Annotated in this window: 33 protein-coding genes, 1 tRNA gene and 1 pseudogene; 14 read left to right on the top strand and 21 right to left on the bottom strand. The window is 67.9% G+C overall.

Annotated features, from left to right (window positions below):
* The first annotated feature begins 147 nt into the window (after positions 1-147).
* Positions 148-336: a hypothetical protein gene (locus AC1RU4_RS10955; RefSeq protein WP_492891114.1), complete on the top strand. Its 189-nt coding sequence runs from the start codon at positions 148-150 to the stop codon at positions 334-336.
* 4 nt (positions 337-340) lie between these two features.
* On the opposite strand, the gene dprA is transcribed toward AC1RU4_RS10955, so the two are convergent.
* From dprA to AC1RU4_RS10935, 4 genes are all read right to left on the bottom strand, one after another.
* Positions 341-1,453 carry a DNA-processing protein DprA gene (dprA, locus tag AC1RU4_RS10950; protein ID WP_492891113.1) on the bottom strand — a complete coding sequence of 371 codons (1,113 nt, stop codon included), beginning with the start codon at positions 1,451-1,453 and terminating at the stop codon, positions 341-343.
* Between the two features lie 3 nt (positions 1,454-1,456).
* Positions 1,457-2,062: a glycerol-3-phosphate 1-O-acyltransferase PlsY gene (plsY, locus tag AC1RU4_RS10945; protein WP_492891112.1), complete on the bottom strand. Its 606-nt coding sequence runs from the start codon at positions 2,060-2,062 to the stop codon at positions 1,457-1,459.
* A gap of 65 nt (positions 2,063-2,127) precedes the next feature.
* The gene (locus AC1RU4_RS10940; protein ID WP_492891111.1) at positions 2,128-3,426 is read right to left on the bottom strand and encodes a dihydroorotase; all 1,299 of its coding nucleotides are present in this window, start codon (positions 3,424-3,426) and stop codon (positions 2,128-2,130) included.
* A complete protein-coding gene (locus AC1RU4_RS10935) occupies positions 3,419-4,372 on the bottom strand; it encodes an aspartate carbamoyltransferase catalytic subunit (RefSeq protein ID WP_492891110.1) in 954 nt (317 codons plus the stop codon). Before AC1RU4_RS10935 ends, AC1RU4_RS10940 begins: the two co-directional genes overlap by 8 nt.
* A 145-nt stretch (positions 4,373-4,517) precedes the next feature.
* Here AC1RU4_RS10935 and AC1RU4_RS10930 point away from each other — a divergent pair, with 145 nt between their 5' ends.
* A complete protein-coding gene (locus AC1RU4_RS10930; protein ID WP_492891109.1) occupies positions 4,518-4,883 on the top strand; it encodes a hypothetical protein in 366 nt (121 codons plus the stop codon).
* 101 nt (positions 4,884-4,984) lie between these two features.
* Here AC1RU4_RS10930 and AC1RU4_RS10925 read toward each other — a convergent pair whose 3' ends face one another.
* Together AC1RU4_RS10925 and ruvX are read right to left on the bottom strand one after the other, a co-directional pair.
* On the bottom strand, positions 4,985-5,920 hold the full coding sequence (locus AC1RU4_RS10925) for an AEC family transporter (protein WP_492891108.1): 936 nt from the start codon (positions 5,918-5,920) through the stop codon (positions 4,985-4,987).
* A 2-nt stretch (positions 5,921-5,922) separates the two neighbouring features.
* Positions 5,923-6,402, bottom strand: coding sequence for a Holliday junction resolvase RuvX (gene ruvX / locus AC1RU4_RS10920; RefSeq protein ID WP_492891107.1), 480 nt, complete (start codon positions 6,400-6,402; stop codon positions 5,923-5,925).
* A 175-nt stretch (positions 6,403-6,577) separates the two neighbouring features.
* On the opposite strand from ruvX, the gene AC1RU4_RS10915 reads away from it, so the two are divergent.
* Positions 6,578-7,282 carry a metal-dependent hydrolase gene (locus AC1RU4_RS10915; RefSeq protein WP_492891106.1) on the top strand — a complete coding sequence of 235 codons (705 nt, stop codon included), beginning with the start codon at positions 6,578-6,580 and terminating at the stop codon, positions 7,280-7,282.
* Between the two features lie 39 nt (positions 7,283-7,321).
* On the opposite strand, the gene AC1RU4_RS10910 is transcribed toward AC1RU4_RS10915, so the two are convergent.
* Positions 7,322-8,188 carry a hypothetical protein gene (locus AC1RU4_RS10910; protein ID WP_492891105.1) on the bottom strand — a complete coding sequence of 289 codons (867 nt, stop codon included), beginning with the start codon at positions 8,186-8,188 and terminating at the stop codon, positions 7,322-7,324.
* Between the two features lie 233 nt (positions 8,189-8,421).
* Between AC1RU4_RS10910 and AC1RU4_RS10905 the strand changes: the two genes are divergently transcribed.
* From AC1RU4_RS10905 to AC1RU4_RS10880, 6 genes are all read left to right on the top strand, one after another.
* Positions 8,422-8,739: a hypothetical protein gene (locus AC1RU4_RS10905; protein ID WP_492891104.1), complete on the top strand. Its 318-nt coding sequence runs from the start codon at positions 8,422-8,424 to the stop codon at positions 8,737-8,739.
* A gap of 326 nt (positions 8,740-9,065) precedes the next feature.
* Complete coding sequence (locus AC1RU4_RS10900) at positions 9,066-9,371, top strand: hypothetical protein (protein WP_492891103.1); 306 nt, start codon at positions 9,066-9,068, stop codon at positions 9,369-9,371.
* A 108-nt stretch (positions 9,372-9,479) separates the two neighbouring features.
* Positions 9,480-9,767, top strand: coding sequence for an Asp-tRNA(Asn)/Glu-tRNA(Gln) amidotransferase subunit GatC (gatC, locus tag AC1RU4_RS10895; RefSeq protein WP_492891102.1), 288 nt, complete (start codon positions 9,480-9,482; stop codon positions 9,765-9,767).
* Positions 9,768-9,772: 5 nt separating this feature from the next.
* Positions 9,773-11,263 (top strand): Asp-tRNA(Asn)/Glu-tRNA(Gln) amidotransferase subunit GatA, encoded by a 1,491-nt coding sequence (gene gatA, locus AC1RU4_RS10890; RefSeq protein ID WP_492891101.1) that lies wholly within the window; start codon positions 9,773-9,775, stop codon positions 11,261-11,263.
* Positions 11,263-11,559: a chorismate mutase gene (locus AC1RU4_RS10885; protein WP_492891100.1), complete on the top strand. Its 297-nt coding sequence runs from the start codon at positions 11,263-11,265 to the stop codon at positions 11,557-11,559. The genes gatA and AC1RU4_RS10885 overlap by 1 nt, the downstream gene beginning before the upstream one ends.
* Before the next feature lie 130 nt (positions 11,560-11,689).
* Positions 11,690-12,256, top strand: a complete 567-nt coding sequence (locus tag AC1RU4_RS10880) for a hypothetical protein (protein WP_492891099.1) — start codon at positions 11,690-11,692, stop codon at positions 12,254-12,256.
* A 15-nt stretch (positions 12,257-12,271) separates the two neighbouring features.
* Here AC1RU4_RS10880 and AC1RU4_RS10875 read toward each other — a convergent pair whose 3' ends face one another.
* Together AC1RU4_RS10875 and AC1RU4_RS10870 are read right to left on the bottom strand one after the other, a co-directional pair.
* On the bottom strand, positions 12,272-12,907 hold the full coding sequence (locus AC1RU4_RS10875) for a glyoxalase superfamily protein (RefSeq protein WP_492891348.1): 636 nt from the start codon (positions 12,905-12,907) through the stop codon (positions 12,272-12,274).
* 245 nt (positions 12,908-13,152) lie between these two features.
* Entirely contained in the window at positions 13,153-13,437 is a 285-nt protein-coding gene (locus tag AC1RU4_RS10870) for a DUF6455 family protein (protein ID WP_492891098.1), read from the bottom strand.
* Positions 13,438-13,642: 205 nt separating this feature from the next.
* Here AC1RU4_RS10870 and gatB point away from each other — a divergent pair, with 205 nt between their 5' ends.
* Entirely contained in the window at positions 13,643-15,118 is a 1,476-nt protein-coding gene (gene gatB / locus AC1RU4_RS10865; protein ID WP_492891097.1) for an Asp-tRNA(Asn)/Glu-tRNA(Gln) amidotransferase subunit GatB, read from the top strand.
* Positions 15,119-15,310: 192 nt separating this feature from the next.
* Here the strand turns inward: gatB and AC1RU4_RS10860 are convergent, their stop codons facing one another.
* Entirely contained in the window at positions 15,311-15,607 is a 297-nt protein-coding gene (locus tag AC1RU4_RS10860) for a hypothetical protein (RefSeq protein WP_492891096.1), read from the bottom strand.
* Positions 15,608-15,936: 329 nt separating this feature from the next.
* Here AC1RU4_RS10860 and AC1RU4_RS10855 point away from each other — a divergent pair, with 329 nt between their 5' ends.
* The 3 genes from AC1RU4_RS10855 (at position 15,937) to AC1RU4_RS10845 (ending at position 17,701) form a co-directional block, all read left to right on the top strand.
* Positions 15,937-16,647 (top strand): glutathione S-transferase family protein, encoded by a 711-nt coding sequence (locus tag AC1RU4_RS10855; protein ID WP_492891095.1) that lies wholly within the window; start codon positions 15,937-15,939, stop codon positions 16,645-16,647.
* 169 nt (positions 16,648-16,816) lie between these two features.
* A complete protein-coding gene (locus tag AC1RU4_RS10850; protein WP_492891094.1) occupies positions 16,817-17,524 on the top strand; it encodes a hypothetical protein in 708 nt (235 codons plus the stop codon).
* A gap of 85 nt (positions 17,525-17,609) precedes the next feature.
* Positions 17,610-17,701: transfer RNA gene (locus AC1RU4_RS10845), tRNA-Ser, on the top strand.
* A 576-nt stretch (positions 17,702-18,277) separates the two neighbouring features.
* Here AC1RU4_RS10845 and AC1RU4_RS10840 read toward each other — a convergent pair.
* The 5 genes and pseudogenes from AC1RU4_RS10840 to AC1RU4_RS10820 form a co-directional block, all read right to left on the bottom strand.
* Positions 18,278-19,318, bottom strand: a pseudogene (locus AC1RU4_RS10840) (recombinase family protein); the annotation flags it as partial.
* Complete coding sequence (locus AC1RU4_RS10835; RefSeq protein ID WP_492891093.1) at positions 19,315-19,713, bottom strand: HVO_A0114 family putative DNA-binding protein; 399 nt, start codon at positions 19,711-19,713, stop codon at positions 19,315-19,317. The pseudogene AC1RU4_RS10840 and the gene AC1RU4_RS10835, both read right to left, overlap by 4 nt.
* Positions 19,710-20,063 carry a toxin-antitoxin system TumE family protein gene (locus AC1RU4_RS10830; protein WP_492891092.1) on the bottom strand — a complete coding sequence of 118 codons (354 nt, stop codon included), beginning with the start codon at positions 20,061-20,063 and terminating at the stop codon, positions 19,710-19,712. Before AC1RU4_RS10830 ends, AC1RU4_RS10835 begins: the two co-directional genes overlap by 4 nt.
* Positions 20,060-20,377, bottom strand: a complete 318-nt coding sequence (locus AC1RU4_RS10825; RefSeq protein ID WP_492891091.1) for a hypothetical protein — start codon at positions 20,375-20,377, stop codon at positions 20,060-20,062. The genes AC1RU4_RS10830 and AC1RU4_RS10825 overlap by 4 nt, the downstream gene beginning before the upstream one ends.
* Positions 20,378-20,590: 213 nt before the next feature.
* Complete coding sequence (locus tag AC1RU4_RS10820) at positions 20,591-20,992, bottom strand: GFA family protein (protein WP_492891090.1); 402 nt, start codon at positions 20,990-20,992, stop codon at positions 20,591-20,593.
* 165 nt (positions 20,993-21,157) lie between these two features.
* Here AC1RU4_RS10820 and AC1RU4_RS10815 point away from each other — a divergent pair, with 165 nt between their 5' ends.
* Entirely contained in the window at positions 21,158-21,712 is a 555-nt protein-coding gene (locus AC1RU4_RS10815) for a hypothetical protein (protein ID WP_492891089.1), read from the top strand.
* 38 nt (positions 21,713-21,750) lie between these two features.
* Here AC1RU4_RS10815 and AC1RU4_RS10810 read toward each other — a convergent pair whose 3' ends face one another.
* The 6 genes from AC1RU4_RS10810 to trbK-alt are packed head-to-tail and all read right to left on the bottom strand — an operon-like array spanning position 21,751 to position 26,411.
* Positions 21,751-21,972 carry a DUF2274 domain-containing protein gene (locus tag AC1RU4_RS10810; RefSeq protein ID WP_492891088.1) on the bottom strand — a complete coding sequence of 74 codons (222 nt, stop codon included), beginning with the start codon at positions 21,970-21,972 and terminating at the stop codon, positions 21,751-21,753.
* Positions 21,973-21,974: 2 nt separating this feature from the next.
* Positions 21,975-23,126 carry a TraB/TrbI/VirB10 family type IV secretion system protein gene (locus AC1RU4_RS10805; RefSeq protein ID WP_492891087.1) on the bottom strand — a complete coding sequence of 384 codons (1,152 nt, stop codon included), beginning with the start codon at positions 23,124-23,126 and terminating at the stop codon, positions 21,975-21,977.
* Complete coding sequence (trbG, locus tag AC1RU4_RS10800) at positions 23,123-24,079, bottom strand: P-type conjugative transfer protein TrbG (RefSeq protein WP_492891086.1); 957 nt, start codon at positions 24,077-24,079, stop codon at positions 23,123-23,125. The genes AC1RU4_RS10805 and trbG overlap by 4 nt, the downstream gene beginning before the upstream one ends.
* Entirely contained in the window at positions 24,076-24,765 is a 690-nt protein-coding gene (trbF, locus tag AC1RU4_RS10795; protein ID WP_492891085.1) for a conjugal transfer protein TrbF, read from the bottom strand. The genes trbG and trbF overlap by 4 nt, the downstream gene beginning before the upstream one ends.
* Positions 24,762-26,120, bottom strand: coding sequence for a P-type conjugative transfer protein TrbL (gene trbL, locus AC1RU4_RS10790; RefSeq protein ID WP_492891084.1), 1,359 nt, complete (start codon positions 26,118-26,120; stop codon positions 24,762-24,764). The genes trbF and trbL overlap by 4 nt, the downstream gene beginning before the upstream one ends.
* Before the next feature lie 3 nt (positions 26,121-26,123).
* Entirely contained in the window at positions 26,124-26,411 is a 288-nt protein-coding gene (gene trbK-alt / locus AC1RU4_RS10785; RefSeq protein WP_492891082.1) for a putative entry exclusion protein TrbK-alt, read from the bottom strand.
* Between the last annotated feature and the right edge of the window lie 7 nt (positions 26,412-26,418).

Raw genomic sequence — 26,418 nt, 5'->3', positions numbered from 1 at the left:
GCGCATGGCGGCGAGGGTGGTCGCGCGGCCCGGAACAGCCTTTCATGTATGCACGTATAGATAGTATAATTCGATACGAATAATCAGTGATAGAAATGCTTCCGCCATCGATGGTAGGCTGATCGTCTCACAGGGCATGAGACGACCGTGACCGATAAAGATCGCAACCACCGCAAGGGGCCAAGCGAAACGGCGGCCTATATCGAGGCGCTGGCCGCCGAGCTTGCCCGGATCGCTGCGGCGGACCGGCTGCATGTGCTGCAGTACATATTGGAAATGGCACGCGAGGAAGCCGCCACCATCGCCCGGCGCGCGGAATCCGACAGCGGCAGCTGACCGTTCAGATCAGGGATACCGCGTTGCCGGCGTGCCGTTCCAGTCGGCCGGCGAGCTCAAGCTCGAGCAGGACGATCTGCACCTCGCTCGCCGGCCGGCCCGACAGCACGACGAGTTCGTCGATGCCGACCGGGGAGGGGCCGAGCAGCGACAGGATCCGCCCGCGCGCGTCGTCGCCGGGTTCGGCATAGGCAAGTTCGCCGCCGTCCTCCCGCGAACCCGCGGGCGGTTCGGCCCGTCCGACCAGCGGACGCAGCACGTCGAGAATGTCCTCCACCCCGGTCACGAGCGCGGCGCCCTGCTTGATCAGCGCGTTGGCGCCGCCGGCGCGCGGATCGAGCGGCGAACCCGGCACCGCGAACACCTCGCGGCCCTGCTCGCCGGCGAGGCGGGCGGTGATCAGCGAACCGGAGCGCTCGGCCGCCTCCACCACCACGACGCCCAGCGACAGGCCGGAGACCAGCCGGTTGCGGCGCGGGAAATCCCGCGAGCGCGCCTCCCAGCCCATCGGCATCTCCGAGAGCACCACGCCCTCTTCGGCGATGCGCGCCTGCAGGGCCTCGTTCTCGCGTGGATAGGGACGGTCATGACCGCCGGCGACCACCGCGATGGTGCCGGTGGCGAGGCTGGCCTCGTGCGCCGTGGTGTCGATGCCGCGGGCGAGGCCGGAGGCGACCACCCACCCGGCCTCGCCGAGTCCGCGGGCGAGACGCGCCGTCATCGTGCGGCCGGCGCCGGAGGCGTTGCGGGAACCGACGATGGCGACGACCGGCTCGCCGAGCAGCGCGGCACGGCCGCGTATGGCGATCAGCGGCGGAGCGTCGTCTATATGGCGCAGCGCCAGCGGGTATTCCGGCTCGCCGATGGCGATGAAGCGGCCGCCCAGCCGGGCGAGGGCGGCGATCTCGTCTTCCGCCTCGGCCGGCGAGGGGATGCGGGGCGGGATCAGGCTGCCGCCGCGCCGCGCCAGCGTCGGCAGCGCCTCCAGCGCCGAGCGGGCACCGCCGAAGCGGTTGATGAGGTTGCGGAAGGCGCGCGGGCCGACATTCTCGGTGCGGATCAGCCGCAGCCAGTCGCGGCGCTGCTCGTCGTCGAGGTGGACGCCCGCTCCCGCCACCGATCAGCCTTTCGAGCCGATGCGGCTTTCCGTCCCGGCCAGCAGCCGGCGGATATTCGCCCGGTGCATGATCCAGAGCAGGATCGCGAGCAGCGTCAGAAGGAAGCCGAGCTCGGAACTCGCCAGCACCATGGAGGCGAGCACCGTTGCTCCCGACGCCGCCAGCGCCGCCAGCGAGGAATAGCGGAACAGCCGGGCGACGCCGAGCCAGACGAGGGCGAACACCACCGCCAGCGGCCAGTAGAGCCCGAGCGTGACGCCGAGAAAGGTCGCCACTCCCTTGCCGCCGCGAAAGCCGATCCACACCGGGAACAAATGGCCGAGAAAGGCGCCCAGCGCGGCCACCAGCGAACCTTCAAAGCCGAACAGCCGCTCGGCGATCAGCACCGCCGCCGTGCCCTTCAGCGCGTCGCCGAGCAGGGTGGCGGCGGCGAGGCCCTTGCGCCCGGTGCGCAGCACATTGGTCGCGCCGATATTGCCCGATCCGATGGAGCGGATGTCCTGCGTGCCGGCGAGGCGGGTAATGATCAGGCCGAACGGGATCGAGCCCAGCAGATAGCCGAGCGCCAGCGCAAGCAATCCCGACAGGAGAGGCAGCGACCATGTCATGGCGTCGACCTTAGAATCTCGCAGGCGCCGTGGCGATGAGGATCACGGCGGGAAAGTGCGATATTTCACACGTATTCGTAGACGGTTCGTCCGCCGACCAGCGTGCGGACCACCCGTCCCTCGAAGCGGGATTCGTCGAAAGGCGTGTTGCGGCAACGCGATTTCAGCGCCCCCGCGTCGAGGATCCAGGCCTCGTCCAGCGCGACCACGGCGATGTCGGCCGCACGACCGGCGCGCAGCGTGCCGCCGGGCAGGCCGAGCAGCTCGGCCGGCCGTGTCGACATGGCGCGGATGAGTGCCATCAACCCCATCGTGCCGTCATTCACCAGCCGGAGCCCGGCGGCGAGCATGGTCTCCAGCCCGATGGCGCCGCAGGCGGCCTCGGAGAAGGGCAGGCGCTTCACCTCGACATCCTGGGGATTGTGGTCGGACACGATGACGTCGATCAGCCCCTCGTCGACCGCGGCGGCCAGCGCCAGGCGGTCGTCCTCGCTGCGCAGCGGCGGCGCCAGCTTGAAGAAGGTGCGGTAGCCGACGACATCGCGCTCGTTCAATGTCAGGTGGTTGATCGAGGCCGACGCGGTCACCTGAAGCCCGGCTTCCTTGGCCCGGCGCAGCACCTCCAGCGATTCGGCGCAGGTGAGCGAGGCGGCGTGGTAGCGCCCGCCCGTCATGCCGGCGAGGCGCACGTCGCGCTCCAGCACGATCGCCTCGGCCGCCTTCGGGCAGCCGGCAAGGCCGAGCCGGGCGGCGAGCTCGCCCTCGTTCATCACCCCCTCGCCGGTAAGGTCGGCGTCCTCGGTGTGATGGACGATCAGCGCGTCGAACAGGCGGGCATAGGTGAGCGCCCGCCGCAGCACCTGCGCCGAGCGCACCGAGCGCGCGCCGTCGGTGAAGGCGATGGCGCCGGCGGCCTGCAGCAGGCCGATCTCGGTCATCTCGCGCCCTTCGAGGCGCTTGGTCAGCGCCGCCATCGGATGGACGCGGACGATGGCGGTGTCGCGGGCGCGGCGCTGCAGGAAATCGACGATGGCCGGCTCGTCGATGATGGGATCGGTATCCGGCTGGCAGACGAGGGTGGTCACGCCGCCGGCCGCCGCCGCCTGGCTGGCGGAAGCGAGCGTCTCGCGGTGCTCGGCGCCGGGCTCGCCGATGAAGGCGCGCATGTCGACGAGGCCGGGAATGACCAGCTTGCCGCGGCAATCGACGATCTCGGTGCCCTCGGGCAGCCCGGCATCGACGAGGCCGGGTGCGATGTCCCTGATCACGCCGTCGGCCAGCAGGAGGTCGCCGTCGATGTCGAGATCGCGCGAAGGGTCGAGGATGCGGGCGCCCGCCAGCAGAACCGGACGAATCTCAGGCATTTGGCAGGTTCCGCGACAGCGCATCGAGGACGGCCATGCGGACCGCCACGCCCATTTCCACCTGCTCGCGGATCAGCGACTGGGCGCCGTCGGCGACCGCCGAATCGATCTCCACGCCCCGGTTCATCGGGCCGGGATGCATCACCAGCGCATCGGGCTTCGCAAAGCGCAGCTTGGCTTCGTCGAGGCCCCAGAAATGAAAATATTCCTTCACCGACGGCACGAAGGAGCCGTTCATCCGCTCGCGCTGCAGCCGCAGCATCATCACGATGTCCACGTCCTTCAGGCCGCGGCGCATGTCGCCATGCACCTCGACCCCGAAGCGGTCGATGTCGCGCGGCAGCAGGGTCGGGGGCGCCACGACCCGCACCTGCGCGCCAAGTGCTTGCAGCAGCAGGATATTCGAGCGGGCGACGCGCGAATGGGTGATGTCGCCGCAAATGGCGACGGTCAGCCCTTCGATCCGGCCCTTGTTGCGGCGGATGGTCAGCGCGTCGAGCAGCGCCTGCGTCGGGTGCTCATGGGCGCCGTCGCCGGCATTCACCACCGCGCAGTCGACCTTGCGGGCGAGCAGTTCCACCGCGCCGGAGGCACTGTGGCGGACGATCAGCACGTCCGGGCGCATGGCATTGAGCGTGGCGGCGGTGTCGATCAGCGTCTCGCCCTTCTTGAGCGAGGAATTGGCCACCGCCATGTTCATCACATCCGCCCCGAGCCGCTTGCCGGCGAGCTCGAAGGAGGATTGCGTGCGGGTCGAAGCCTCGAAGAAAAGGTTGATCTGCGTGCGGCCACGCAGGGTCGCGCGCTTTTTTTCGACCTGCCGGTTGAGGGTCACGAACTCCTCGGCGAGGTCGAGCAGGCCGACGATCTCGTCCGGGGACAGGCCCTCGATTCCGAGAAGGTCCCGGCGCGCAAGCGTGAAGGAGGCAGTCGGGTTCGATGTCATATCGAAGTCGGCTGGATAGACGCAGCCGCGCCCGCCCGCAAGCGGATATCGGCGTTTGTCCCGGAAATCCCGTTCTGGAACCCGGTGCGGGGTTATGGCGTTATGGGTCTGATCCCAGATGGGCAAAGAAAGCAGGAGTGACCTCATGTCAAAGACGATGAGCCAGAAAGGCCGCGTTGCCGTCGTCGGCCTTGCGCTTGCGGCCTCGCTTGCCACCATCCCGGTTTCGGCGGCGCCGATTTCCGCCGTTCCGGCACTCGGGCAGGCGGGTTCGGCGCCGGTGGAGAACGTGCGCTGCCGCGGCTGCTGGGTGGCGGGCGGCGTTGCCGCCGGCGTGGTCGCGGGAGCCGCCATCGCCGGAGCGTCCCGCCGGAACTATTACTACGACGCACCGCCGGCGGTGGTCTACGCGCCGGCTCCGGTTGCGCGCTACGGCTATGCACCCGGCCCGCGCCAGTGCTGGGTCGAGGTCAACCCGGACCGCCAGACCGGCTATTGGACGGCCTGCTGAGACACGCGCTGCACGCGTTCCAGGACGGCGGGTCGCGGCCCGCCGTTTTCGCGTTGCGCGGGAAGATCGCGCAAGCCTTTGTTATAAAAGACAAGTTTCCGCTATAAAAGATATGTCACCGCCGCGACCACGAGCGGCATGGTGAGGGCGGCGAAGATGATCTGGATGGTCAGCATCTCCGCCAGCAGCGGCGCGTCGCCGCCCATCTGCCGCGCCAGCACATAGCCGTTCGGCGCCGACGGCACCGAGGCGGCGATCGCGACCACGAGAAGGTCGACGCCGTGCAGCCCGAGCGCGACGCCCAGGGACACGGCCAGCACGGGAAGAAGAATAAGCTTGAGGAAACAAGCCACTAGCGTCGCTGCCCGTGGCTTGTGGATATCGGCGATGCGCAACCCGGCGCCGACGACGAGCAGGCCGAGCGCCAGCGAGGAGCGGCCGAGAATATCGATGAAGGTCATCAGTACCACCGGTATCGCGACATTCGACTCGTTCAGCAACGCGCCGATGGCGCAAGACCAGACATAGGGGTTTCGCAGGATCTGACCTACCACCCGTGGGGCTTCGCCGCTGGCGCGGGCGCCATGACGGGCCAGCACCGCGACCGACATGATGTTGAGGACCGGGATCATCACCGCGAGGCCGACGGCCGCCACGGCCAGCCCCTTCGGCCCGGCCAGCGCGCCGGCGACGGCTAGCGCGATATAGGAGTTCCAGCGCACCGAACCTTGGAAAAGCGAGGTATAGGAAGGACTTGCCAGCGACAATATCCGGCTGAGCGGTGCGCGCACGGCGATCAGGACCAGGCTCAGCCCGACGATGGAGACGAAAAGCGCGGTGCTGACCTCCAGCACCGCGACGCCGCCGAGGTCGGCTCGGGCGATCGACACGATGATCAGCGAGGGGAAAAGCACGAAATAGGTGAGCTTTTCCAAGGCGATCCAGTGACTGTCCTCGGTGAGCAGCCCCCGCTTCAGCACCGCCCCGAGGGCGATGACGAGGAAGACCGGGACGAGGGCGCCGAGAACGCCGGACATGGTCAGGACTCCGCGAGGAACCGCAGCCGGTCAAGGGCGCCCTGCAGGATGAAGGCGGCGGCGTGTTGGTCCACCACCGCCGCCCTTTTCGCCCGGCTGACATCCTGGCCGATCAGGTCGCGCTGCACGGCAGCGGTGCTAAGCCGTTCGTCCCAAAGGATAATCGGCAACTCGGTGAGCCGCGCGAAATTGCGGGCGAAGGCGCGGGTCGACTGGGCGCGCGGCCCTTCGCTGCCATCCATGTTGACCGGCAGGCCGAGCACGAAGCCGACCGCCTTGCGCTCGGTGGCGAGGTGCAGAATGCGGGCGGCGTCCGGCGTAAACTGTTTGCGCGCAACGGTTTCCACCGCCGCGGCGAGGCGCCGGTCGGGGTCGCAGCTGGCGATGCCGATGGTCTTGGTGCCGAGATCGAGGCCGATCAGGCCGCCCCGCGCGGGCAGGTGGGACGGGGCCTCGTCGATGCGGAGAATGGCGGCGCTCATGACGCTGCGCTAGCACGCCGGGGAGAGCCGCGCCAGAGCGTCCGGTGAGTGCAGTGAGGTGTACGATGAGACCAATTTCCAGTCTCAAATGACCGATGAGGCCGATGGACCCGGCTTGAGCCGGGCGCGGGCCACCCTATGTTGCAGGTCTCCCCGGCAGCCAGAGAGATGCCCCATGAAGATCACGTGGTTCGGACATTCCGCCTTCCGTCTCGACTTTGCCGGGAAGGCGGTGCTGATCGACCCCTTCCTGTCCGGCAATCCGGGCTTCGGATCCAGCCGCGACGTGGCGGTGCTCGGCACCACCCATGTGCTGCTCACCCATGGCCATGGCGACCATGTCGGCGACACCGTGCAGATCGCCGAGGCGACCGGCGCCACCGTGGTCGCCAATGCCGACCTCGCCACCTGGCTCGGCCTGCAGGGAGTGAAGAAGATCGAGATGATGAATACCGGCGGCACGATCGGCCTCGACGGCTTCTCGGTGACCATGGTGCGCGCCGACCATTCCTCCGGCGCGCTGGTCGACGGCACCTCGGTCTATCTCGGCAATGCCAACGGCCTCATCGTCCACGCTCCCGGCGAGCCGACGGTCTGGCACATGGGCGACACCGACATCTTCTCCGACATGGAGCTGATCGCCGAGATCCACCGGCCGGAAATCGCCATCGTGCCGATCGGCAACCGCTTCACCATGGGCCCGGAGACGGCGGCGCTGGCGGTACGGCGCTTCCTGCCGGGCCTCACGGTGCTCCCCTGCCATTACGGGTCGTTCCCGATGCTGGAGCCGACCGCCGGCCGTTTCGTGGATCTCGTCGGCGGCGAGGCAAGCGTGCATGTGCTGGAGAGCGGCGTGCCGAAGGATTTCGGCAAGAACTGATGGTCGAAAGCTGACGGCCTCCTGCCGGCGGGCGGCGCCTCAGTCGCCGGCCGTCGCGCAGGCGCGACGCACCGCCTGCGCCTGCATGAGGAAGGCCACGGCGACGAAGGCGTGCAGCGCCTCGACCAGCTCCGGCTCGGCGAGCGCGCCGCCGCGGGCGTCGGGACGCCGCAGCAGCCCGGCCTCCTCGCCGGCCTTGAACATGGCGAGCACATGCGAGCGCGAGACGCCGAACTGCCGGGCGAGATGGGCGATGGGCTGCGCCGGGTGTCCGAAAGCCGTCTCCATCAGCGACAGGGCGATGATGATCCCGGCATCTCGGTCGGCGAAGGGCGCGAGTTCCGGCACGTCGTCGAGCACCCGCCAGCCGCTGCGGAACGGCTGGAACAGCGCCTCGACATAGGCGGGCAGGAAATCGGCATCGCCTATCCGGGCGAGGCCGGCCGCGCCCTCCGGCATGCAGGACGCCATCGGCGCGAGAAGGCTGCGCCAGCGCGCCCGGTGCATGTCCATCAGCCGCTCGGTCGGCGCCAGCCGCTTCAGCCGCCGGTCCGGGTCGGGCACCGATTCGACGAGGCCGAGCAGCTGGAAGGCCGCCAGCACCGCGCCGGCCCGGCCGGGACTGCATATGCCGAGGGCGGCGGCTTCCGATTTCAGCCGTCCGGCGGTCAGGCCGCCGCGCCCGGCGCCGGGGGCCTCGGCATGCAGGACGAAAACCAGCAGCGACAGCGTGAAGCGGCCGCGATCGTTGAGCAGCCGGTTCATCACCGCGCTGCCGCGATAGGTCTCGACAAGGCCGTGGGCCGCCTGCCGCGCCGCCTCGGCGAAGCGGGGATGGGCGCGCAACGCCGCAATGTCCGGCCGGCGCTCCGCCGCCGACGCGCACCATGAGGTCGTATCGAGCATGGATGGGCTCCCCCCGGGGTCCCGGTTAGCAGTGGGTTATGACACCGCGACCGTCGTTCCAGCAACCCGCAGGCCAGCCGAAGCGACCGGATGAGGCGACCGGGAGGAGGCGATCAGGAAATATGGAAACGACGCGCCATGAAATGCGATCAAAAATCGGCATTGCCCAGCGGAACCGTCCGGCGTTCATTGCCGTTCGAGGTTGAGAATCATCTCAACGCGAGGACGAATTCATGCACGACAGGGGTTTCCCGTTTTTCGTATCGCGGCGTGCGGCCGTTACGTTCGCGGCCGGTGCCGTGGTCGCGGCAGGCACGCTGGCGGCGAGCGCATTTTCGGCTTCGGCGGCGGTGGTGTACTGCACCGGCCCCGGCTATCCCCGCGGCTGCGTGGTGCGGGTCGCCCCGGCTCCCGCCGTCCGCGCCGCGGTCTATTGCAGCCGTCCCGGCTACCCGGTCGGCTGCGTCGGCAATGCCAACGCGCGGGCCGTCGCGCGGCCGGGAGCGGGCGTCAATCTCGGCGGCCCGGTCAATCGCCCCGGCCTGCGCTGATCCGGTCGCCTTGACCATCCGTCCGGTCCACCCGGTCGGTTCGTGCTTGGGCCTCCGCTTCGGCGGCGGCCCGGATCCCCGGCGTCATGGGGGGCGCCGGGGATCGCCTCGACACCGGCGCGGTTAGGTCGGGACATCCCGATCCCGCCAGCCGGATCCCAAACCCGTCAATCCGGGCTTGCCGATCGACACCTGCCAATCGAGACATGCCTGCTTCAAGCGTGCGAATCGCGGCACGCGACTCGCGGCACGGCTTTCGGCACCCCCGGAATCGGCACCCCCGGAATCCACCCTCAACTACAGCCACCAGACAATCGGAGAACATCATGACCCGCCTTTCGCGCCGCGGCGCCTCCCTCGCCGGCGCGCTCGCGCTGACCCTCGCCGCCGGCCTCGCCGGCTCGCCCGCCTTCGCCGACAAGGCCGCCGCCGATGCCTGCGCCGCCGGGCTGTCGCCGGACGGCAAGACCATCTATGTCGCCTCGCTCGGCAAGCTCGCCGGCGGCGCCGACCTGCGCGGGGTGGTCACCGACACCACCAAGTCGCTGGCGAAGGCCGGCAAGATCGCCATGCCGACGGCGCGCCAGTCCGCCGAGGCCGCCGGCGGCTGCCTCCAGCTCGCCCGTTCCTGACGGCGCGGACCTGCACCGAATTCCCGGAGCCGGCCGCCTTGCGTTGCGGGGTGGGCCGCCCGCCTGCTATAGGGCGCGCGGTTGTTTCGTGAAGCTTCGGGAATTCGGATGTCGGTCGATCAGGCGACGGTCCGGCGGGTGGCGCATCTCGCGCGCATCGCCGTCACCGAGGAAGAAGTGGTCCATCTCCAGGGCGAGCTCAACGCCATCCTCGCCTTCGTGGACGAGCTGGCCGAGGTGGACGTGACCGGCATCGAGCCGATGACCAGCGTCACCCCGATGGTGCTGCCGCTGCGCGAGGACGTGGTGAGCGACGGGTTCTACCCGGCGCGCGTGCTCGCCAACGCCCCGGTGGCCGAGGACGGCTTCTTCGCCGTCCCCAAGGTGGTGGAGTGAGCGCCATGACATCGGGTTCCGACCTCACCGGCCTCACCCTCACCGCCGCCCGCGAGGGACTGGCCGAGCGCCGCTTCACCGCCACCGAGCTGACCCAGGCCTATCTCGACGCCATGGAGCCGGCCGGCGACCTCAACGCCTATGTGCTGGCGACGCCGGAAAAGGCGCTGGACATGGCCAGGGCCAGCGACGAGCGCCTCGCCAGCGGCGAGGCCGGGCCGCTGGAGGGCATCCCGCTCGGCGTCAAGGACATGTTCGCGACGCAGGGCGTGCGCACCACCGCCTGCTCGAACATCCTCAGGCATTTCGTGCCGACCTATGAATCCACCGTCACCGCCAATCTGTGGCGCGACGGCGCGGTGCTGCTCGGCAAGCTCAACCAGGACGAGTTCGCCATGGGCTCGTCCACCGAATCGAGCGCCTTCGGCCCGGCGGTGAACCCGTGGCGGCGCGAAGGCTCCGACCAGCCGCTGGTGCCCGGCGGCTCGTCGGGTGGCGTGGCGGCGGCGGTGGCGGCGCATATCTGCGCCGGCGCGGCCGGCACCGATACCGGCGGCTCCATCCGCCAGCCGGCGGCCTTCACCGGCACGGTCGGCATCAAGCCGACCTATGGCCGCTGCTCGCGCTGGGGCATCGTCGCCTATGCCTCCTCGCTCGACCAGGCCGGGCCGATCGCCCGCTCGGTGAACGACGCGGCGCTGCTGCTGCGCTCGATGGCCGGCTACGACGCCAAGGATTCCACCTGCGCCAACCTGCCGGTGCCGGATTTCGAGGCGGCGGTCGGCGGCTCGGTGAAGGGCATGCGCATCGGCATCCCCAGGGAATACCGGGTCGAGGGCATGTCGCCCGAGATCGCCGCCCTGTGGGAGGATGGCGCGGCCATGCTGCGCGATGCCGGCGCCGAGGTGGTCGACATCAGCCTGCCGCACACCAAATACGCGCTGCCGGCCTATTACATCGTGGCACTGGCGGAAGCCTCGTCCAACCTCGCCCGCTATGACGGCGTGCGCTATGGCGAGCGGGTGCCCGGCCGCGACATCGTCGAGATGTACGAGAAGACCCGCGCGAGCGGCTTCGGCGCCGAAGTGCGCCGGCGCATCATGATCGGCACCTATGTGCTGTCCGCCGGCTATTACGACGCCTATTACGTGCGGGCGCAGAAGGTGCGCACGCTGATCAAGCGCGACTTCGAGACCGCCTTCGCCGCCGGCATCGACGCGGTGCTGGCGCCGGCGACGCCGTCCCAGGCCTTCGGCATCGGCGAGGTGTCCGGCGCCGATCCGGTGGAGATGTACCTGCAGGACGTGTTCACGGTGACGCTGAACATGGCCGGGCTGCCGGGCATCGCGGTGCCGGCGGGCCTGTCGTCCGACGGGCTGCCGCTCGGCCTGCAGCTGATCGGCCGGCCGTTCGGCGAGGAGGCGCTGTTCTCGCTCGGCCAGGTGATCGAGGAGGCCGCCGGCCGCTTCACCTGCCCCGAGAAGTGGTGGCTGTGATGGCGCGGCTCCTGCCCGAGAACGAGCGCGCCCTGGCGCCCTTCCGGGCGGAGATCGACGCCATCGACGCGCAGATGGTGGAGCTGCTGGCCCGGCGCTTCGAGGTGGTCAAGCACGTCATCGCGGTGAAGCGGGCCGAAGGGCTCGCCGCGCTGCTGCCCGAGCGGGTCGAGGACGTGGTCGAGAAGGTGATGGCCCGCGCCGAAACCTCGGGCGTGCCGCCGGAACTGGTGGACACCCTGTGGCGGGTGCTGATCCAGTGGGTGGTCGACTACGAGAACGAGCATCTCGGCTGAGCCGTCTTCGGTTGCATTGTTCCGCCTGACTAATCTTGTGGTTGCAGTGCAGCGTTTTGCGGCGCACTCTGCGCGCCGGAGCCGGGCGGACGAGGGGGATTGACGCGCGCGGCCGCCGGGGGGCGCGGGCATGGAGTGGCTGGGGGCACTGTTCCAGAACAGCCCGGAAATCATCCGGGCGGCGAGCGAGACCGGGCTCGGCATCATCGCGCTGTGCTGCCTGATCATCGGCTGCGCCGGCGTCATCTATCTCGCCCGCACCCGCAACACCCATCCCTGGATCGGCTTCGCGGTGTTCGCGATGCTGGTGCTGGGCTCGCTGAGCCTGGCGGTAGTGGCGCTCTATACCGGCGCCAAGCGGCCGCTGGCGCTCGGCAGCGCCTCGGTCATCACCTTCAAGACGCCCTATTTCAACGAGCGGACCAAGACCTATCGCCTGCTCGACGCCAGCGTCATCAATCTCGGCGACAAGGTCTGGCGCGAATTGCAGGAGCGGCCCGACGGCAACGCCGAATATTACCACATCGTCAAGACGGTGGAGCCGGACCGCATGCTGTTCATGCGCCGGCCCGGCCCCAACGGCGAGGCGGACGCCACCGAGCTGATCGTCGACGTGAGCCGCCGCCTGCTGTGCTACCGCGACGACCCGCTGGCGGCGACGCTGCAATGCCCCTATGCGCTGATCTCGATCGAATGAGGCCGGCGCATCGGGCTATTCCTCGCCCTTCTGCCCCTCGCCCTTCTGCCCCGCGCCATGCTGCTGCTCGCAGAAGCGGATGCGGTTGCTGAACGGATCCACCACCTGCATCTGCAGGCCCCAGGGCAGCGCCTCGACGCCGGGCCTCATGTTCGGGTAGTTGCGGTCGATCAGCTCCTGCCGGTAGGCGCGGATGCCGTGCATGGCGACGAACACGGTGGAGCCGGGGCTGGCATCGCCGTGATGGCCGCTCAGGTGCAGCACGAGGCCGGCGCGCGAGACCTGCGCGTAGAGCGGCATCCTTTCCGCGAAGCGATGCTCCCAGTCCAGCGTGAAGCCGAGGAAGCCGAGATAGAACTCGCGCGCCTTCGCCTCGTCGAAGATGCGCAGGATCGGCGCCGTCATGCGGAAGGCGATCGGGTCGGGAGCGGCGGCGTCCTGCGGCTCCTCCGGCACCAGCGCGGCGAGCACGTTCCAGTCCCGGCAGCCGAACTGGGCGGCGACGAGGTCGAGGGCCTGGCCGTGCGGCAGGTCGATGCCGCGGGCGGCGAGGCCGGACCGCAGCGCCTTCGCCATCGACTTGGCGTCCCGGCGGGAATCCAGCCGGGTGCGCAATTCGGAAGAGGTGGACGTTTCGGGAGAGGAAGACATTTCGGGAGAGGAAGGCATGGGCGCGCGATCCTGCGTCTGCGGCGATGCGTCGGGCCAGGGCTCGCATTGCTGACGGCATCGCCTTGCGACGAGGACGGCGGCAGGATCGGAATCGGTGCGTTCACCATGCCCCGGAAGGGGCGCGAGCGGCCGGCCGCACCAGTCGGCCGGAAGACTAGGCGGGCGGGCGGCACCCCGCAAGGGCGCGCGGCCGGCGACCCGCAAGGGCCGGGCGGCGCCGGCCGTCAGTCCGCCGCCTCGCCGGCATCTGGGCCCTGAGCCGCGATCTCGGCCGCGACCCAGTCGCCGAACGTCTCGGCATTGCGGCAGAAGCCCGGCGGCGGCGCCTCGGGCGTGGCGGCGTCGAGCCATTGCCGGCATTCCTCGCCGTCGCGGCAGCCGAGGCAGCGCTGCGCCGCCGCCCGCAGCTCGCCGGCCGGGATCGATGCCGGATCGAGATCCGACAGCCCGGCCTGCCCGGCCATGGCGCGGAACAGGGCGAGCCGTTCGTCGATCGTGTCGGTGCGCATGCCTGGCTCCCCCGTCTCTCCGGCTCCACGAAGGACGCAGTGTGGCGGCGGATCGCCGCCACCGCCTTGACGTGGCGCAATCGCCCCGGAGCGGCGGCGCCGCGCTTGCGAGCGGCCGATCCGGTTGCCAGCGGCACGCTCATGGGAGTAGGGAAGCGGCGAAAGACCGGCGTTTTACGTCTATCCAGCAATGCAGGCCCGACCCATGAACATGCATGCCCGCCCCGCCGACCCGAAAAAGCTGATCAAGGGCGCGACCGGCGACTGGGAAGTCGTCATCGGCATGGAGATCCATGCCCAGGTGACCTCGAACTCCAAGCTGTTCTCCGGCGCCTCCACCGAATTCGGCGGCGAGCCCAACTCGCATGTCTCGCTGGTCGACGCGGCGATGCCGGGCATGCTGCCGGTGATCAACGCCGAATGCGTCCGGCAGGCGGTGCGCACCGGCCTCGGGCTGAAGGCGCAGATCCACCGCCGCTCGGTGTTCGACCGCAAGAACTATTTCTACCCGGACCTGCCGCAGGGCTACCAGATCAGCCAGTACAAGGACCCGATCGTCGGCGAGGGCGTGGTGCGCGTCGACATGCCGGAAGGCCCGATCGAGGTCGGCATCGAGCGGCTGCATCTGGAGCAGGATGCCGGCAAGTCGATCCACGACCTGCATCCCTCGCAGTCGCTGGTCGACCTCAACCGCTCCGGCGTGGCGCTGATGGAGATCGTCTCCAAGCCGGACCTGCGCTCCTCGGAAGAGGCCAAGGCCTATGTGACCAAGCTGCGCTCCATCCTGCGCTATCTCGGCACCTGCGACGGCGACATGGAGAAGGGCAGCCTGCGCGCCGACGTCAACGTCTCGGTGCGCAAGCCGGGCGACGATTTCGGCACACGCTGCGAGATCAAGAACGTCAACTCGATCCGCTTCATCGGCCAGGCGGTCGAGGTCGAGGCGCGCCGGCAGATCGGCATCCTCGAGGACGGCGGCACCATCGACCAGGAGACGCGGCTGTTCGACCCCGGCCGCGGCGAGACCCGCTCCATGCGCTCCAAGGAAGAGGCGCATGACTACCGCTACTTCCCGGACCCGGACCTGCTGCCGCTGGAATTCTCGCAAGGATTCGTCGACGAGCTGGCCGCGCACCTGCCGGAGCTGCCGGACGAGAAGAAGGCGCGCTTCATCGCCGAATACGGGCTCTCGGCCTATGATGCCGACGTGCTGGTCGCCGAGAAGGCCACCGCCGATTATTACGAGGCGGCGGCGCGCGGGCGCGATGCCAAGGCGGCGGCGAATTTCGTCATCAACGAATTGTTCGGCCGGCTGAACAAGGACGGCAAGGACATCGATTCCTCGCCGGTCTCGGCCGCGCAGATCGGCGCCATCGTCGACCTGATCGCCGACGGCACCATTTCCGGCAAGATCGCCAAGGACCTGTTCGAGATCGTGTTCACCGAGGGCGGCGATCCGCGCGCCCTCGTCGAGGCGCGCGGCATGCGGCAGGTGACCGACACCGGCGCCATCGAGGCGGCGGTGGACGCCATCATCGCCGCCAACCCGGAAAAGGTGGCGCAGGCCATCGCCAAGCCGACCCTGCTCGGCTGGTTCGTCGGCCAGGTGATGAAGGCGACCGGCGGCAAGGCCAACCCGCAGGCGGTGAACGACCTGCTGAAGAGCAAGCTCGGCATCTGAGCGGGGGGCGGTCTCGCAGGCGGTCTCGCACGAGAAGCGGCGCGACGGCTTCAGGCTGGATTTCCGACGGAAGGAACCGACGCCGCAGCGAAGGCCGGTGAATCGAGGCGCGCGGGCGGGGGAACGCGCGGCCTCCGCGGCCTCCGGCTGCGACGCCGGCGGGAAGGGAAGCGGAAGAAGCTCGGGCGGCGGTCAGGCGCCCTTCACGCAGGAGGCGAGGAAGCTCTTGCGGGTCATGTCGTGGGTGGTGCCGGCCTTCTTGTCGGCGGTCCATTCCTTCTCGCAGCTCTTGAGCTTGGCCTGCTGGGCGAGCTTGGCCGGCTTGGCGCTCGTCGCCGGCGCGGCGGAGGCGGTCGTCCCGGCGGTCGGCGCGGCGGCGGTGGACGCGGGCGCCGGGCTGGCGGCGAAGGCCGCGGCGGAGGTGACGACGAAGGCGGCGGTGGCAATTCCGGTGAAGAGGCGACGGCCGGTAAAGAGGTGACGGTTCATGTCCTGGTCCTCCATTGCGTTCGCAACCCATGGCGAACGGGGACAGGATAGATGCCGCCCGGTGTCGTAAATTCGGCCCGGCAGGACAGAATTCGTGTCATTACAATAATGTAATCCGCGAATACTTACCGTCGGTCATCCCAATTCGTGCCGCAGCGGCAGCAATGCCGGTTGACGCATCGGAAAATACGGTGCGTTTGCACGCCGGGCCAAGGTCTTGCGTGCCACCCGGCATCCGGCGCGAGATCGCTTGCCAGCGGGCGCGGGCGGCCCTAGTTCTGTTGGCGAGACGCCCAAAAGGGGGCGGGACTGTGGAGGGCGCCACGCCCATGGCCGAACTTCAGACGAGCCCGATCAAGCTCTATTACTGGCCGACGCCGAACGGCTGGAAGATCAGCATCATGCTGGAAGAGTGCGGGCTGCCCTATGAGGTGATCCCGGTGAACATCGCCAAGGGCGAGCAGTTCAAGCCCGATTTCCTCGCCATCTCGCCCAACAACAAGATCCCCGCCATCGTCGATCCGCAGGGGCCGGACGGCGCGCCGATCTCGGTGTTCGAATCGGGAGCGATCCTGCAATATCTCGGCCGCAAGACCGGCCTGTTCTACCCCGCCGACGAGCGCGGCCGCGTCGAGGTCGACCAGTGGCTGTTCTGGCAGATGGGCGGGCTGGGGCCGATGGCCGGCCAGACCCACCATTTCCGCATCTATGCGCCGGAGAAGATCCCTTACGCCATCGACCGCTACACCAACGAGACCCACCGTCTCTACGGGGTGATGAACAAGCGCCTCGCCGACCGCGACTATCTCGCCGGCGATTATTCCATCGCCGACATGGCCAGCATCGGCTGGTCGAAGCTGTGGGAGCGGCAGGGGCAGAACATCGAGGAATTCCCCAACCTGAAGGCCTGGCTGGTACGGATGCTGGCGCGCCCGGCGGTGAAGCGCGGCCTCGCGGTGAATGCCGAGGACCGCAACAAGACCGACCTCGCCACCGACAAGGACGCGCAGAAGGTGCTGTTCGGCCAGCGCGCCCGCTGAAGCGCGCCGCGGCGGCGAGGGCTTCGGGGCTCGGGGCGACGGAGCGCGGGAGGGAGGCGTCGGCGGGAGCGCCAAGGCCGTTCAATTCCGCCCGCACATGCTCTAACGTAAGGCCCCATCGTGCGGCCGTGCCCGAGGGCGGGCGCGCCGGACCACCCGAGGGCGGGCGATGACGGACATGGAGCCGGTCGGCGTCGAGAACGCCGGGATTTCCGACGATTTCGCCGAGGGAATCGTCAGCGCGATCGCTGCCGAGGCGGTGCGGCGCGCGGTGATGGTCGCCTGGATGGCGGTGGTGCTCGGCATCCTGATCCAGCTCCTGATGATCGCGCTCAATCTCGGCCTCGGCGGCAGCTGGCCCGGCATCGCCATCGTCGGCGATGTCGTGCAGGGGGTGAGCTGGGCGATCCTGGTGTGCATCGGCCTCGCGGTGGGGACGGTGGCCGGCCGCGACCGCACCCTCGTCATGGGGGTGCTGGGCCTGATCTCCGGCCCGGTGGCCTGGGGCCTCGCCAAGGGCGCGCAGCGCACCGTGCAGTCGGCGATGAGCCTGACGCCGGCGGGCATCGACGTGGTCTTCTATGCCGTCTGCGCCATCAAGGGGATCGAGTACGCCTTTCTCGGCGCGATGCTCGGCTATCTGTCGCTGCGCGAGGTCACCCGCGTGCGCAGCTACCTGTTTCTCGGCGTTGGGGTCGGGGTGGCGGCGGCGAGCGCGGTGGTGCTGCTGAACATCTGGCGCGCGGGGCAGGTCGGCGTGCCGGTTCCCGTGGCTCGCCTGATCGGCACGGGGGTGAACGAGTTCGTGTTCCCGATCGGCTGCGCGCTGGTGATCTGCATGGCGCTCAGGATGAAGCGGCTGGTCGGCCTGCATTAGGCCCTTGACCAGACAGGCCTTGATACCTAGACAGGTCGCCGTCGCAGGGCGCGCTTCGTTGCGAGACGAACGGGCCGGACCGGCAGGAGACGTGGCCGAGAGGCTGAAGGCACTCGTTTGCTAAATGAGCAGACCCCTACAAGGGTCTCGAGGGTTCGAATCCCTCCGTCTCCGCCACTTCGGAACAAAACCGGGAACGCCGATTCCCGCCGATTTCCCTCCTTTTGCGGCCACAAGCGTCCTCAACAGGGTGCCTTTGCTCCCTTTGATGTAGATAGCGTCGTCGGCGACCTCGACGCGCTGCGCGAACGCCCGGACGTGATCCCGCCGATAGCCGCCCTCTAAGAGACGCAGCCGGTTGCGCGCCTCCGCCGCCAATTCCCGCACTGCCGCCCCTGTGAGGCCCCGGTGGGCGGAGCTTTTCAGCATGGCCTCAATCCGGGCGGCGTCGGCCCGCGCCTGATCCCGAATCGCCGTAAGGCCGGCAATGCGCTCGCTTAGGGCGGATTCGGCCGGATCGAGCGAACCCGCCTCGATGGCGTCGTAAAGACGATTGAGGCGGTGATCGGCCTCGGTCGCACGCTGGCGCAGCTCCCCGATATGCTGGCTGCGCCGCTCGACACCTTCCTGCCGGCGATCCAGAAGCGAAGCGAGCACGATTTCGATCCGCTCGGGGTCGAGCACTCGTTCCTCAAGGTGCGTCACCACCATGTGGTCCAGCTTGTCCATGGGGATCGCGCGGCCCTTGCAGCCGGTCTCACCCTGCCGCGCCTTGGTCGAGCAGGCATAGTAGCGGTAGCGGCCGTTCTTGCCGGTGCGCAGGGTCATCGCCCCGCCGCACTTGCCGCAATAGCAGATGCCGGTGAGCAGGTTCGGGCTGCCGACGACGCGCGGCGGCGTCACCTTCGGGTTGCGAGCGTGCAAGCGCTGCTGGATAGCCTCGAAGGTCTCAAGGTCGATCAGCGGCGGCACCTGGACGGTGACGATTTCCTCGACGGGTTTCAGCTCCTTGCGCTTGGAACGCATGTTGAACTGATGCTCGCCGATATAGGTGCGCCGGGTCAGGACGCGGTGAAGCTGGCCAATGCCCCAACGTCCGCCGTTGCGGGTCATGATGCGGTTCTTGTTCAGATGGTTGACGATGGCCTTGACGCCCAAGGGGCCGGACGCGCCGTCGCCTTCCGTCGCAAGGCGGAAGATCAGCCGCACGGTGTCGGCGTGCAGCGGGTCGATTTCGAGCTTCTTCTTGATCTTCGCACCGCGCTGCTCGGCATCGACGACACGGTAGCCGATGGGCGGCAGCGAACCGTTCCAGAAGCCTTGCCGGGCATTCTCCTTCAAGGCGCGCAGGACGTGCTTGGCGTTCTCCTTGGACTGGTATTCGTCGAACAGCGACATGATCCGCCGCATCATGTCGTGGATTGGATCGTCGCCAAGCTCCTGCGTGATGGAGACGAGTTTCACGCCGTTCTTCGCCAGCTTGCGGTAATCGAACTCCATCTCGAACTCATCGCGGAAGAAACGCGAGAAGCTGTGAACCACGACGACATCGAACGGCGCTGGCTTGGTCGTGGCGGCCTCGATCATGCGCTGGAACTCGGGCCGGCGGTCGTTCGTAGCACTGTTGCCCGGCTCCACGAAGGTCTCGACAAGTTGGTAGCCGCGCGCCGCGCAATAGTCTTCGCCCTGCTTGCGCTGGTCGGGAATCGACACGGCATGTTCGGCCTGCCTGGGCGTTGAGACGCGCAGATAGAGCGCCGCGCGCACGGCGACATGAGGGCTCTGGATGTTCATAGCCGGCCTCCCGCCGCCTTCCGGGGCTCGGCGCGCTCGATCAAGGGCAACACCAGTTCCACCCGATCATGCACGACCTTGGGCGCGAGCTTGCGGCCCTGGCCCTTTTCCAAGCGGACCAGGCCATAGCTCTCCATCGTCTTCATAGTGCGCGACAGATTGGATATGGCCCGGCCGGTGATCTCGGCCAGTTCCTCCAGCGAGCCCGGCGCTTTCTCCGCGATGATACGCAGCAGCTCGCGGTTCTCCGTGGAGAGAACCTGGGCAAAGGATTTCGTGGAGGTGAACCACACCTTCGGGTCGCCCGGCGCGGGCTTTTCCTCGCCGCGCGCGATCCGCATGGTGCGGGCTTTCATTTCTTCGTAGTCGGCAATCCCGACTTTCAGGGTGGTCATAGCACGCCTCGCTCCTTCAACACCGCATCCACCGCCTGCCAGAAGCCGGCCAGCAGCGTGGCCGCATCTTCGTAGGCGTAGGGCTTCACGGTCTGGAGCCGGTGCCGATGGTCCATCGGCTCGCCGCGCCTGCCTCGGCCGACCGGGTGGGCATTGTCGAAGCCGACCAGCCGTTCGCCCGAAGGCCCGTGAAGCGTGAGCGAGTAATCGAGGCCGTGCGGCTTCTCCGGCGACGCCGGAACTCGGGTGACAACGAACTTCACCCAATGACCGCCCTCGGGATCGACAACGAGCACCTGGCCGTCGAGGTCCAGTAGCGTGTCGAGGCTCGGGTCACGATCCTCGCTCATGGCTTTTTCTTATCATTCGCTGATAAGAAATTCAAGCTCTTTTCGGGATCGTCGATGGAGCCGAACAGCCGGTCGAGCACGTCGCCGAAGTAGCGCTCGAAGATGTCGATCTCTTCCTCGGTGATCGGCACCTTCTCCGGCCAGTCGTCGATGACGGGCAGTTTCTCGACATCAACGACATGGAGCGGGGTTCCGCGCGGCGCACCGAAGCGCGGCTCGGGTTCGTCGTCATAGTCGTAGAGGTCGTCGGGGAGCGTCTTCGGGATGGGCTGTCGAGGGCGTCCTTTTCGGACGCGACGGCGTTTCGCGCGCATGGAATCCTCCGTGGTTCGCTGTTGGATTCCGGGCGGCTGGAAGCCCCGGAATTAGGCGAAGCATGGAGGGGGATCGGCGGCGAGTAGCGTGCCGCATTCGCGATAGCGCGTTCGCGGCACCCCCTCGCTATCAGGGATGCCGCTGGTGGGGCAGCCGACCGAGCGCCGGGGCTTCGCGAAGCACCGTCTTGAGATGTCCGTGGACGTGTCCGGTCAGAACCACATGTCGTGGACGCATCGACCGTCGCTCGGCAGGTCTTCGAAGCTGTTCAGGCCATCGAAGCGATCCACCGCCAGCCCGGCGACCGCCTCGGGATCGGCCAGCCGGACGTTGACGGCGGCGCGTGTCCTTCCATCGGCGTCGGCGCTCAGTCCCCGCCACGCGACGACGCAGCCGCACGTCGGGCAGAACAGCCATTCGAGATTCGGCTTGGCGGCATTCGTCCTTGCGTAGCGCGAGACCGGGCCTTCGATGCGTATCCGCTCGTCCAGGAAATCATAGGCCCATAGTGCAGCATAGCGGCGGTCAACAGTGCAGTTGCAAGCGGTCACGGAGCCGGGATCGCCATCAAATGTCCAATTCACGGAGCCGCAATGGCATTTTCCTCTGAGCATCGGCGGGTGCCTCCTCTATGTTGTGTAAAGGCCACCTTCGCTTGGGGCTTCCTCGTTGAGCTTGAACCATTCTGGCGCTGATCGGGTCATCGTTTCAGCATAGCGGCAGATGCGCCTTATTTCATTGCTGTTCCTGTCAAATCGAGTTTCGCGCTATGTAACGACATGGAATATATCAGCATCCCCATATCGCTCGTATCGCTGGCCATTTCGCTCGGCACGTTCTGGCTCGCTTTCATGGATCGCGGGCGTCTGAAGATGACGAAGCCGACGATTGTGTTCTTCGGCTTCGATACGGTTCCCAAGCCAACACCAAAGGTATTCTTGCGAACGCTGCTATACAGCACTGCCACCCGTGGGCAGGTTGTTGGAGGCATGTATGCCAGAATTCGTCGCGGCGAGGACGAGCGGATTTTCAGCTTTTGGGGCTATGGCGAAACGGAAAAGCTATCGGCTGGCAGCGGACTACATGTCAGCCGAACTGGCCTCGCCGCCAACCATCATTTCGTTCTGTCCGTTCATGAAAGCGCCTATCGCTTCGAGCCGGGCTCATATGAGATCGACGTGATTGCCGACGTGGTTGGGCGCAAAAAGCCGCTCAAGCTTGCAACAATCGAACTGTCACTATCCGATGAACTTGCGGCAGCGTTGGAGCGACACGAGGGCGTGTTGTTCGAGCGCAAGATCGGCGGCAAATATGAGGGCCATACGAGAGAATGACGGTCATCCTGATTTTCGGTCCCGTTCAAAGACGGGGTTCAGCCGGCCGGACGCCGGGCCTTCGCGAAGCCGCGATCCGTGGCGATGAACCGCTCCAGCATGGGCACGATCAGGCGCACGGGATCGGCGGCGGGCTGGCCCGTCTCGCGGGCCAGGGCTTCGGCATAGGCGACAAGATCGCGATGGAGCGGCGCGGGCAGCTCCATCGTGACCTTGACGGGCTTGTCGTCGGGGATCGGGCCGAGTTTCAGCTTTGCCATGGTCAGCCTCGGTAGGGTTCGAGAATCAAATCGCGCGTGACAACGATCCTGACCGGGAAGCCCGGCCGGATGGTCAGCGTCGGCGCGACATTGAGCTGGCGGCGGATGATCTGTTGGCCGGCGTCGTTGATGGTGTCCTGGCCGCCGTTGCGGATGGCGCGCAACAGCCGGTCCTCGTCATCGACGGCAAGCTCGGTCCCTATCGAGAGCAGCGTCGAGAGGCCGGCGGCCTTGGCCAAATCCCACCAATGATAATCGACGCCATCCTCCAGGCCGGCATAGCCCTGTGCATCTGCACCCGGTTGCCGCTCCAGAACGATGGAACGTCCATTCGGCAGAATGAGGCGATTCCAGACGAGCAAGACGCGGCGCTGGCCGAACTGCACGTTGTTGTCATACTGGCCGATGATGCGCGTGCCCTGCGGCACGAGCAGGATGCGCCCGGTCGGGCTGTCATAGATATTTTCCGTTACCTGCGCCGTGATCTGCCCCGGAAGATCGGAACGGATGCCGGTGATGAGCGCGGCGGGAATGACGGCCCCGGCCTGGAGCACATAGGGCGACGCCGGCGGCATGACGCGATCCGCCGACGTGGTGCGACGGTCCACGGGCGCATTGAGAAAGGCGGTTTGCCGATCCTGCGCGGTTTGCTGGCCGGGCTGCCCTGTCAGGCCCGCTAGGTCGAGGCCGGGCATGGTCGAGCCTCCCGGCGCTCCGGCCGGGCTGCCGGTGCGCGCCTGGGTCTGGAAAAACACACGGCTGACGCGCGCGGCTTCCTCTTCGGCCAAGCGGCGCTGCTCCGCCGCGTCTACCGTGGGCGTCGTCATCGTCGGCGGCGCGACGGGTTGGCCTCTGTTCTGCGCGCCCAAGATAGGGCGGCCGAGGTCGCCGGGCAGCGGCGGGCCGAGCACCGGGCCGGTATAGTCGCGCGGCAGGCCCGCGAGCCCATCGGCGGTTTGCCGGTTGCTGGTCGAGTAGAGTTCTTCGCCGCGCGTGCCGTCGTTGCGGGTCTGGAGCGCATAGATCAGCGCGCCGCCGATGCCGACCAGGGCGACGGCCGCCACGCTGGCGAGCACCTTGCGCGAAAGCCGGGTGACGCGCGGCGGGTCGGCGCGAAGCCGCATCGGGGCGGCATTGGTTTCGGTATCCGTCATGACGATGGCCTCCCGTCCGTGCGGACAATCCTGACGGTCTGCTGGCGGTCGCCGCTGCCAAGGCGCAGCTCGGCCGCGCCGAACAGGCGATCCACGATCAGGATGTGTTGGTGGATGCGGCTGTTGACGATTTGCGCCTCGCCGTCCGCGCCGAGAACGAAGATGGGCGGCATCTCGCCCTGCACGATGCCGCGTGGAAACTCGACATAGACGCGCCTGCCGTCGTCATAGACAGCAACCGGCTTCCAGGGCGGATTGTCGCCGGTCAGGCCATAGCGGTAATTGCGCGCGGTTGCGGCCGGAATGATCGGCGTGGCGGGCACGCTCTGGCGCTGGCCGGCTGGCGGCTGCGGATAGGCCCAGGCGACGGCCGGCATGTAGGGATTCTCGCCGGAACGCAGTTCGAGCATGTAGGTGCGCCGGTCGGTCGTCACGACGAGGTTGGTCGTGATGTCCGGCCGGCTCGGTTTGACAAGGATATGGACGCGGCGCGTGATTCCCGCCCCGCTTTCGGTGTCGCCGATGATCCAGCGGGCGGTATCGCCGGCCGCAATCGGCCCCGCGCCGGTCAGGCTCTCGCCCGGCTCAAGCGCGATGTCGGTGATCTGGCCGGGCGCGGCATAGACCTGATAGAGCGCGCCTTCGCTCCACGGATAAATCTGGATGGCGTTGTAGTAGCCTTCACGGCGCGGCTGCACCCGCGCAGCGGCGTTGGCGTTCTCGACGCGCGCGGTCGGCGTGCCGCCAGCCGTGCCGCCGCGTGCGACTGTCCAGGCGGGCGGGACATGCAGGGGCCGCGGCCGATCATCCGCAACAGCCGCGGGGACAGCCGGCAATGGCGGCACGCTGGCGTCATAGCCGATCTGCGGCGGCTTGTAGGTTGCGCAACCGGCCAGCATGGTCACTGAGGCCAGCGCGGCGGCAATCGCGGGTTTATGGAGAGCCGTGCTCATTGGCTCATCTCCCGTGACCACGAAATCGCATTGACGTAGATGCCCAACGGATTGGCGCGCAGCCGATCGGCGTCGCGCGGCGGCTGAATCACGATGGTCAGGATCGCGGTCCATCGCTCCGTGGTGGATAGCTGGCCGTTCTCGTAGCGGCGTTCGCTCCAGGCGACGCGGAAGGAATCCGGCGAGGCGCGGATGACGCTCGATACCTCGACGGCGATTTGCTCCTTGCCGACCTTGGTGAACGGGTCGTTCGCGCGTGCATAGTCATTGAGCGCCGCCGCCCCCCGATCCGTGGTCCACTCATAGGCGCGAAGCCAATTCTGCCGGACGATGATGGGATCGGCGGGGATGCTCCTGACCTGTTCGATGAAACGGCCGAGATGCCATGCCACCTGTGGGTCGGTCGGGCGATAGTCGGCCGTGGCCGGTGCGACGGCCTGCGCTTGGCCGAGCCGATCAACCTGCACGACCCAGGGCACGACAGTCCCGCGTGCGGATTGCCAGACAAGCGCAGAGGCGAAGCCGGCAGAAAGGATCAGGCTGCCGAACGCCATATAGCGCCAGTTCTTCGCCTGCGTGCGGGCCGATCCGATCCGCTCGTCCCAAACCTGCGCGGCCTTCTGATAGGGCGTTTCGGGTTGAGGTGTCTTGCCGTAATGCACGGCGGGTCGCTTGAAGATGCTCATGTGCGGTCACTTTCGGAGAGATTGACGGAGGAACCAGAGGCGTGGCTGTCGCCCGAGCGGACGGCGTGCGCGGCGGTCTGGACGGCGTGGCCCATGTGGCCGCCACGGCGCATTTGCTGCGCCCAGGCGGGCGGCGTGCCGGAAGCCTGCGGGGATGCGGACGCGGCTTCGGCCGCGCCGCCAGCCGATTCCATGGAAGATGTGCCGCCGGTCGCGCCGAACCCGGCCTTCACACCATCGGAAAAGCTGGACTTGACGCTTTCGGAAGCACGCGCGACCGCGCGCTTGAGGGGCGAAACAGCGGCGGAGCCTGCCGCACGCGCGACACCACCCATGCCGGAGGCGACGCCCGCCGCGCCGGACTGGCCGAGCGAGCCAAGGCTGTAGGCGGCGGAGGCTGCGCCGGCTGCTGTCGCGCCGCCGCGCACGGCTGCGGCCCCGCCTGACAATGCGGCGGCCCCTCCCTTCACGGCGAGGCCGGCCACGCCGCCTGCGGCCAGCGCCGCGCCGCCAACGGCAAGGCCCGTGCCGACCGCCGCGCCCGCACCGAGCTGCGGGCCTCCGCTGACAAGGCCGGAGGCAATGCCGGGACCGAAGATGCCAAGGCCGACGAGCGAAAGCGCGGCGAGCACGATGGCCATGGCGTCGTCGATGCTCGGCGTCTGACCGCCGAAGCCTTGCGTGAACTGGCTGAACAGCGTCGAGCCGATGCCGACGATAACGGCGAGCACCAACACCTTGATGCCCGACGAGATGACGTTGCCAAGCACGCGCTCGGCCATGAAAGCGGTCTTGCCGAACAGGCCGAACGGGATCAGCACGAAGCCGGCCAGCGTGGACAGCTTGAACTCGATCAGCGTCACGAACAATTGGATGCTGAGAATGAAGAAGGCGAGGATGACGAGCGCCCAGGCGAACAGCAGGCACGCGATCTGGATGAAGTTCTCGAAGAACGCCACCCAGCCCATCAAATCGGAGATGGAGTCGAGCAGCGGGCGGGCTGCGTCGAGGCCGGTTTGCGCCACCTTGCCGGGACGCATCAAATCCTGCGCGGTGAAGCCGGTGCCGGAGGCTTTCAGCCCCAGGCCGGCGAAGCTGTCGAAGACGATCTTCGCCAGGCTGTTCCAGTTGGAAATCAGATAGGCGAAGACGCCGACGAACAGCGTCTTCTTCACCAATCTCGCAATGATGTCGTCGTCCGCGCTCCAGCTCCAGAACAGAGCGGCGAGCGTCACGTCGATGACGATGAGTGTCGTGGCGATGAACGCCACCTCGCCGCCGAGAAAACCGAATCCGCTGTCGATGTAGCGGGTGAAGGTGCCGAGAAAATTGTCGATGACGCCCGCGCCGCCCATGTGTCACCGCCCTTCGCTGGCGGCCGACGATGCCGGTGCGGGCGGGCGGCCAAGGAAACGGTCGCGGGTTTCGGCCCAGACGCGCAGGCATTCCGCGTCGCTGGCGGCCGTTGCCCCAAGCTGCTGGCATCGGCGCTGCCCTTCGCGCAACGGGTCGCGTTCGGGCTGGAGAAGACGCCCCGATGGTGATGCCGGCGCGTCCTCCTTGCGGGTCATTTCGATGGCCGTCGCCGTGATGGCGATGGCGACGAATACAATTGCGCCCAGCCGGGCCAGCATCTTGCCGTCCATGGCCGCG

This window comes from Ancylobacter sp. GW821-FHT10E12, assembly GCF_058809335.1.
Note: the sequence above shows the minus strand (reverse complement) of the source record. Positions and strands in the feature narration are given on the sequence as shown.